The following is a 7,520-nucleotide window of genomic DNA, read 5'->3' on the forward strand; positions in this document are numbered from 1 at the left end:
GGCTTTATGTCCATCAATCATATGTTTTTTCACTCCTTCTCTGATATCTCTTCTCATTCCTATTCCACTCCAATTCTATAGGGGATAAGAAGAGTATATAAAAAATGTAGGAAAACCAACAATTTTACATTGTCATTTTCCTACATTTTATAACTGTTCTTTACATACCCTATTCACTGAATTTTATCGTACATGGGTAAATACAGTTAAGAAGAATGATGTCCGTGAAGCTACATTCATCAATTACATGCGAACTATCACGGTTATTGATACACTATTTGAAGGTATTAAGCTAAAACACCTTGATGATATTGTCATGCAAAAAAAATTAGATTACTACGCTGAAACACATTCCAAGAAAACAACTAGAGAACTGGTACTCAAAATCAGAGGTTCACTTAAATATGCTTATGCAAGAGGTTTAATTACAAATGACTTCGGATCACTTCTGAAATCAAAGGGACAAGAACAAGCCAAAAAGAATATTGCACTTTCTATCACCGAGTTTAAAAAATTAAGGCAATACTGTATTAATCATCAAGAAGATGAATTCAATGTCCTTGTGTTGTTAGCTTTAGAGACCGGGGCACGCAGAGGTGAATTATTAGGCATACGAAAAGAAGACATATTTGATTCTGGTATCTACATTAGACGTTCTATCAGTCCCACTAATAATGATACTCAATTGAAAACAAAGCATTCAAAACGTGATATTTCTATTAATAAAGACGTTTATGACGCTCTTATCACATTAGCCAAAAGTAAATCAGAATATATCTTTGATTGGAATAGTTTCAGGCAATCTCAACAACTTCAAAAATTACTAAAACAGTTAGAGATTACAAAAACTACTTTCCATGGTCTAAGAGATACCCATGCATCTTTTCTATTTTCAAAAGATATCAGTATTGATTATATCTCTAGAAGACTTGGTCATAATTCAATTCTAACCACTCAAAACTATTATCTTGAATTAATGCCAGAAAAAAAGCACCAGCAAGATGCTGATGCTTTAAGTCTATTAAACGATTTATCATAACAATTAACACCAAACGACACCAAAAAAATGGTTGAATCGTTGATATAACAGTATTTTGATTAACGTTTTGAGAATTGAGGTGCTTTACGCGCCTTTTTAAGACCTGGTTTTTTACGTTCTTTCATACGTGGGTCACGTGTTAAAAGACCTGCTGCTTTTAATGGTTTACGGAAGTCTGGATCAACTTCTAATAAAGCACGTGAGATACCGTGACGAGCTGCGCCTGATTGACCTGCGTAGCCACCACCGTTAACGTTGATGAAGATGTCGTATTGACCTTCTGTTTGAGTTACTGCTAAAGGTTGTTTAACGATTACAAATAATGATTCGTATGGTAAGTATTCTTCCATAGTTTTACCGTTAAAAACAATGTTACCAGTACCAGGTACTAAGCGTACACGGGCAGTAGAGTTTTTACGACGACCTGTTGCTGAATATTGAGCTTGTGCCATTGCTGTTCCCTCCTTAGATTAATTCGTTAATGTCTAATTGTTTAGGTTGTTGCGCTGCATGTGGATGTTCTGCACCTGCATACACGTGTAAATGTGTAAATTGAGTACGACCTAAAGAATTTTTTGGTAACATACCGCGAACTGAGTTTTCAATTAAACGTGCTGGTTTTTCATCACGTAATTTACCTGCAGTTGTTTCGTAGATTCCACCTGGGTAACCAGAGTGACGGTAGTATTTTTTATCTGTTGCTTTATTACCAGTTAATTTCACTTTTTCAGCGTTGATTACGATGACATTGTCACCTGTATCTACGTTTGGTGTGAATGTTGGTTTATTTTTACCACGTAACATGCTTGCCACAACTGTAGAGATACGTCCCAATGGAATATCTGTTGCGTCTAGGACAACCCAGTTACGTTCAACTTCGCTTGCTTTCGCCATATATGTTGTACGCATTTTATTTCCTCCGTTTATCTTGTCTGATTGTTCGATTTCATAATTGGTTTCCGGGGCCTATCATGGGGCAAACAATACCGTATAACATTGTACCATTCAAACTCTAAAAAAGTCAATCCTATTCATGTAAAATTATGCACTTTTTTTAAACTTTAATAATATAATTTGTGATACCAATAAAAAAGGCGTATGGCATTATTGGAAAATAATTGCATACGCCTTTTTATGAAGCTGCTGGTGCTACATGCCCAGGTTCAAATTTTTATTGAATAGCGTTTAGAATTTGATCCACTGCCTCAATTGCTTCATCCGGTAGTGGGAACTCAAGGTTTTCTTTATTGAAGTTGACTAAGTAATCCTTACGCATTTGCATCCGTACTTTGACTAAGTATTTGTAGGCTGCAGAATCCATTGGTGGTTCGTATCCAGGCACTTCTAAGTAAGTTAAACCTGTACCTGTTCCAAAGGCTTTGAATGTTGCAGTATTATCAACAATACTTTCAATGGCGCTTAAGGTGACGTCCTTGGTAATATCTTTATCTAAAAAGGCACCAGTATTAATAATGTAGCAGTCAATCCCCTCGCGATCCAATAATTTTTTGAAATCATTGAAGTCTTCTAATAGCGGGTAAACACGGAACGGATTGGCATATGGTTCAATAACCAATTGATCTCTCTTTTCACCCTGACGTGCTGTTTCTGCAGATGAACGTTTCGTTGCTAAGGTAGCTCCGAACGTTGCGCCTAGGATAGCGTTATCAATTTTAATTAATGGTGGTAAAGAATCATCCTTCATAATCCAGTACACGGCCTCAATTGGTGAATCCAACTTATCCACTCTATTTGGTGTGGCATAACGTGATTTAACCGTACGTCCGTTACCATTACGAATATCTTCTGTTACCAATACTAGCTTATTATCAACGTCTTTGGTTACACCTACGTTTTGAACGGTCATGAAGTAGGCTTGTTCAGGATGATCAGCTGGATAGTCTTGCGTCTTATCGAAGTAAGATGGCTCTAAGGCAATTGATGACCCATCTGCCAAATCGATGATAAAGTCATCATCATGCAAGACTTTCACTTTGTATTTATTATGGTGTTTTGAATGCGTTAAGGTTGATTTACCTGATCCAGATAAACCGAAGAAGGCAAAGACACGTTTGCGGTCTTCTAAATGAAACTCTTTCAAGCCACCATGACAAGATACATAGCCATTACGGTGGGCTGTCCCCCAAGCCAATGACAAGGTACCTTTTTTAAATTCACCAAAGTATTGCATCCCCAAGATGCAGGCAACATTACGATCTGGTTCAAAGTACGCTAAACCCATTGGATAATCTGGATGACGCCAGTCTGGATCCGCGTATACATAGATATCCCCTTCGCTGTATGGTTTTGACTTTGTGTAACGGTCATTGTAGCTATCATTCGCCCACTGAAAATTTAAAAGCCAAGAGTATAGGTTGTTTTCGTAGCCTTTTGGAAAAGCAATATGCGCCTTTACCATAAAGGCTTCGTCTAAGCCGACATATGCAGTGGCCTTGTGGTATTTTTTAACTCTATTTTGAAAAATAACATCACGGACAAGGCCCATGATTTTATCGTCTTCTTCCTTGTCTTCACCAGCATATCTTCTGGCTTTGGCAGTTCGACCAACGATTTTGCCACCATTTTCCACTAAGACTTTCGCATCCTCAGGTAGCCCTAATTGAGCTGTTTCTTGAACGGGCATGTCGGTCACGATGACACCTGGAGATGTTCTGGCCAACTCATAAGCTTCGCTTAGATTCGCTATTTCATGCATATTACTACCATAAAAAGCTGTTTCGACTGTCGTCCGCAGCATGGTAAATAAGGGATTGGTTTTCTTTAATTCTGTTCGTTGGAATGTTTCAATTGTTGCCATATTCGATAACGCCTTCTTCTCATAAGCCCTTGCTAATATGCACCTATCATGTAATCAATTTAATGGGAATTTCCCGCCATCAATTGCAACAACCCATCCTGTTTCATTGATGAAAGGTGTATGGTAGAAAATAGTATAAATTATTTTCGAGATTTCTCTTAATCTTTTCACCTGAAAAATCTATCTTTAAGATTGTTGAACAATTTTGATGAACAATATAACTAATGAATTTGTTATAATCGGTTTCAATTCATTTGTCTATTATTTATTTATTTATTAAAAAAATATAAAGAGCGTCTGGGTCAATTTTGATCCCAAACGCTCTCACTCATGTATATCGTTAATTTTGTTGATTTAAGTAGGCATTATGTTCAATTAAGGTGTCACGTACACCATGAATGTGTTCTTTGATTCGCTCTGCAGCCAAGTCCCCGTCTTTTACTTTGACAGCTTCTAAGATATTTTTATGCTCGTTTAAAGTTGCTTCTATACGCCCTGGAATCAAAATTGTCTTGGCATAATATTTCGATGATTTACTAGACAAGTCTTTTACCAAATCTGTAGCGGCGGTATTCTCACATTTTTGATAAACAACATTATGGAAGGCATGATTTAGCGCTGAATACTCTTGGAAATCGATATCTTCTATCTTTTCTCCCATAGATGCATATATCTTTTCCATGGTTTGAATATCTGTTGGCTCAATCGATGGCGTGACAATACGGAAAATATAAGCCTCAACTTCCGCTCTTAAATCCATAAAATTGATGATATCTTTTAAGGTGAGTGATATCACTTTGGCGCCTTTATGCGGTTCAATGATCACTAAATCATCCTTCTCTAATAAGGATAAGACGCTACGTATCGTATTTCTACTCGTTTCATATTGGGCAGCTAGGTCCGCTTCCACTAATTTTTCATTAATACTATAGACACCACTATTAATGTCTGCCTTTATTTGTTGGAAAATCGCAGTTGTTTTACTTGCTCTCACTTTGAATACTCCCTTCTTTCTTCAAGAAAAGTCTTCTCATGGAAATTATACATGTTTACTTTAAAATATGCACCTTAGGTAAAATGGCTTATTTGGCGTATTGTTGGATGGACTCTTCAAGTAAAATAAGGTATTCTTCGGCAATTTTACTCAATTGATGCTGGTTGGCAGTCAAGTAACCCAACTCTATGACCTCGTCCGATTCAAGGGGAATCGCCATAATATCTGGGCTGTTCAAATCATCATTGATAATCCCTGAAGAAATGGTGTAGCCATTCAAACCAATCAATAAATTAAACAAGGTTGCCCGGTCTGACACGATGATGCGTTTGGGTACAGGAATATCCGCTAGAATTTCCTCCCAGTAGTAGAAGGAGTTGTGGGTTCCTTGCTCATAAGATAGGCGCGGAAAGGCAGTCAACTCTTCTAGAGTGATGATGTCATTTTTCGCTAAGGGATGATGTTTGTCTATAAAGACGTAAGGCGACGTTCGAAATAGTGGTGTGAAAGTGAGCTGTTTCTCATGAAAGGCGCCTTCCAGGACTTTTTGATTGTAGTTACTTCTATAGATAACACCAATTTCTGATTTCAAATTGGCTACGTCTTCCAAGACTTCGAAGGTCCGCTCTTCTTTTAGGGTTGCTTCATATTGATCAGCGTCCATTTCGCTAAGAAGCTTTACGAAGGCATCAACGACGAAGGCATAATGTTGAGCGGAAATGGAGAATATTCGATTGGCCGTAATGCCTTCTTTGTAACGGTTGTTCATTAAATCAATTTGCTCTAGCACTTGACGAGCATATTGTAGGAACTCTTCCCCTTGAAAGGTTAGCAAGGTGCCCTTTGCTGTACGTTGAAATAGGGATAGTCCCATTTCACTTTCGAGATTGGAAATGGCCTTAGATAAAGATGGTTGGGAAATAAATAATTCTTTGGCGGCTTGGGTCATGTTACCCACTTCGACCACTTTCATAAAGTATTGTAAGTCTTCAATTCGCATGAAAATCCTCCATTCATGGCTTGTGTTCGTTTTTGCCGAACCTTAACATAGCTTAAAACTATGCTAGTCCACATATAATAGTTATTTGTAATTATTATGCCTGACAAATATAATAATGACAACAACAAAAACACAAGCACAAAGGAGATTTTACACATGACACATACACACACTTCTAAACGATTCCTAACAGTTGGTTCATTATTACGTCCTGAAGATTTATTAGCTTACAAATCAGAAATTGAACATCGTGACGATATTCAATACCCATTCTACAACGACTTTGACAACTACAAAGAAACTGAAGACAAAGCAGTTGCTGACGTTGTCGCAAAAGAAATTGACTTAGACTTCCCTGAAATTACAGATGGTGAATATTCTAAATCTTTATGGCATTTAGACTTCTTCTGGGGCTTTGGTGGCGTTCGCCGTTTCATCGCTGATCAAGGTTATGTATTCGTAGATTATGATGAAGAAAAACCTTTCGAAACACGTAAAGATATTGGTATTGAAATTTTCGAACCACTTTCTGGTAAAAACCACCCATTCATCGATCACTACAAACGTCTAGTTGCATTGAACGAATCTAATTCTGCTGTCAAAGTATGTATCCCTTCTCCAGGACATATGTTCACAGAATTAAACTTCAACCCTAAATCATACTTAGGCGTATATGCAACTGCTGATGAATTCCGTGAAGGTATCATCAAGGCTTATAAAGAATTCTTAGACGAATATGTTGCTGCTGGTGGTGACATCATCCAATTAGATGACTGTTTATGGACTATCCATGCAGAAGACTCTTCTAACTCTCCATTCCGTCGTGCTTATGGTATCTGGGATGCAGCAGCTGCTGAAGCAAGTGCTGAAGCGTATGTTGCTTTAAACAACGCAGTTATCGACTACGGTCACGAATTAGGTTTGAAAGTATATACGCATAACTGCCGTGGTAACTATGCATCTCGCCATGCAGCTGATGGTAGCTACGACAAAATTGCTAACTACTTCTTGAAAAACCAACGTTATGACCGTTTCTACCTAGAATGGGATGACGAACGTGCAGGTAATATCTCAGCTTTAGAAGCCTTCAAAGATAATGATGACGTTGAAGTTGTTTTAGGTTTATTATCATCAAAAACAGCTGACTTAGATGACGAAGAACGTGCATTACGTAGTCTTGAAGAAGCTACTAAATATGTACCAAAAGAACGTCTATACCTATCTCACCAATGTGGTTTCGCATCTTGTGACGGTGGTAACGAATTAACTGCTGATAACCAATGGGACAAAATCAAACAAGGCCAAAGCATCGCTTACAAATACTTTGGTGAATAATCAAATATTTTCAATGACATTTAGGTCTTCCTCCAACTGACTTAAATAAAGAAAGGATTGGCTGCGGCCAATCCTTTTCATTTTGCTTCTTAATGATTCATTTAATTGGATTTTCTTGGTGATATTAGGGGAATATTTAGGTTTCGACGTGTCCAGAAATATTTTTTTATGGCGCTAGAAGGCTCAGTTCTTGGGGTCTAGTTTATTTTTGCAAGGATTCATTTATTTCACTAAATATATAAGTTGAATAAAAGTTTTACCCTACAGCCTCACACAGAGACGGTCAATCACCTTCTTCCGCTCCCCATCGATCCAACGGAGGAAGCCGCGGACG

The 7,520-nt window shown here is 37.7% G+C and carries 7 protein-coding genes; 2 read left to right on the plus strand and 5 right to left on the minus strand.

Annotated features, from left to right (window positions below):
- Positions 1 to 121 precede the first annotated feature (121 nt).
- Entirely contained in the window at positions 122 to 1,039 is a 918-nt protein-coding gene (locus tag B9P78_RS08770; RefSeq protein ID WP_233487851.1) for a site-specific integrase, read from the plus strand.
- A gap of 59 nt (positions 1,040 to 1,098) precedes the next feature.
- Here B9P78_RS08770 and rpsI read toward each other — a convergent pair whose 3' ends face one another.
- From rpsI to B9P78_RS08795, 5 genes are all read right to left on the minus strand, one after another.
- Positions 1,099 to 1,491 (minus strand): 30S ribosomal protein S9, encoded by a 393-nt coding sequence (gene rpsI / locus B9P78_RS08775; RefSeq protein ID WP_094519072.1) that lies wholly within the window; start codon positions 1,489 to 1,491, stop codon positions 1,099 to 1,101.
- 13 nt (positions 1,492 to 1,504) lie between these two features.
- On the minus strand, positions 1,505 to 1,948 hold the full coding sequence (gene rplM / locus B9P78_RS08780; protein ID WP_094519073.1) for a 50S ribosomal protein L13: 444 nt from the start codon (positions 1,946 to 1,948) through the stop codon (positions 1,505 to 1,507).
- 262 nt (positions 1,949 to 2,210) lie between these two features.
- Positions 2,211 to 3,857 (minus strand): phosphoenolpyruvate carboxykinase (ATP), encoded by a 1,647-nt coding sequence (locus tag B9P78_RS08785; protein WP_094519074.1) that lies wholly within the window; start codon positions 3,855 to 3,857, stop codon positions 2,211 to 2,213.
- Between the two features lie 340 nt (positions 3,858 to 4,197).
- Positions 4,198 to 4,851: a GntR family transcriptional regulator gene (locus B9P78_RS08790; RefSeq protein WP_094519075.1), complete on the minus strand. Its 654-nt coding sequence runs from the start codon at positions 4,849 to 4,851 to the stop codon at positions 4,198 to 4,200.
- Positions 4,852 to 4,939: 88 nt separating this feature from the next.
- The gene (locus B9P78_RS08795) at positions 4,940 to 5,851 is read right to left on the minus strand and encodes a LysR family transcriptional regulator (protein WP_094519076.1); all 912 of its coding nucleotides are present in this window, start codon (positions 5,849 to 5,851) and stop codon (positions 4,940 to 4,942) included.
- 156 nt (positions 5,852 to 6,007) lie between these two features.
- Here B9P78_RS08795 and B9P78_RS08800 point away from each other — a divergent pair, with 156 nt between their 5' ends.
- A complete protein-coding gene (locus B9P78_RS08800) occupies positions 6,008 to 7,186 on the plus strand; it encodes a 5-methyltetrahydropteroyltriglutamate--homocysteine methyltransferase (protein WP_094519077.1) in 1,179 nt (392 codons plus the stop codon).
- Positions 7,187 to 7,520 lie beyond the last annotated feature (334 nt).

The organism is Aerococcus sp. 1KP-2016, from assembly GCF_002252085.1.
Lineage (GTDB): Bacteria > Bacillota > Bacilli > Lactobacillales > Aerococcaceae > Aerococcus.

Excerpts from the sequence above, each read along its gene's own strand:
- rpsI (WP_094519072.1), bottom strand. The coding sequence starts at position 1,491 with ATGGCACAAGCTCAATATTCAGCAACAGGTCGTCGTAAAAACTCTACT.
- rplM (WP_094519073.1), bottom strand. The coding sequence starts at position 1,948 with ATGCGTACAACATATATGGCGAAAGCAAGCGAAGTTGAACGTAACTGG.
- B9P78_RS08785 (WP_094519074.1), bottom strand. The coding sequence starts at position 3,857 with ATGGCAACAATTGAAACATTCCAACGAACAGAATTAAAGAAAACCAAT.
- B9P78_RS08795 (WP_094519076.1), bottom strand. The coding sequence starts at position 5,851 with ATGCGAATTGAAGACTTACAATACTTTATGAAAGTGGTCGAAGTGGGT.
- B9P78_RS08800 (WP_094519077.1), top strand. The coding sequence starts at position 6,008 with ATGACACATACACACACTTCTAAACGATTCCTAACAGTTGGTTCATTA.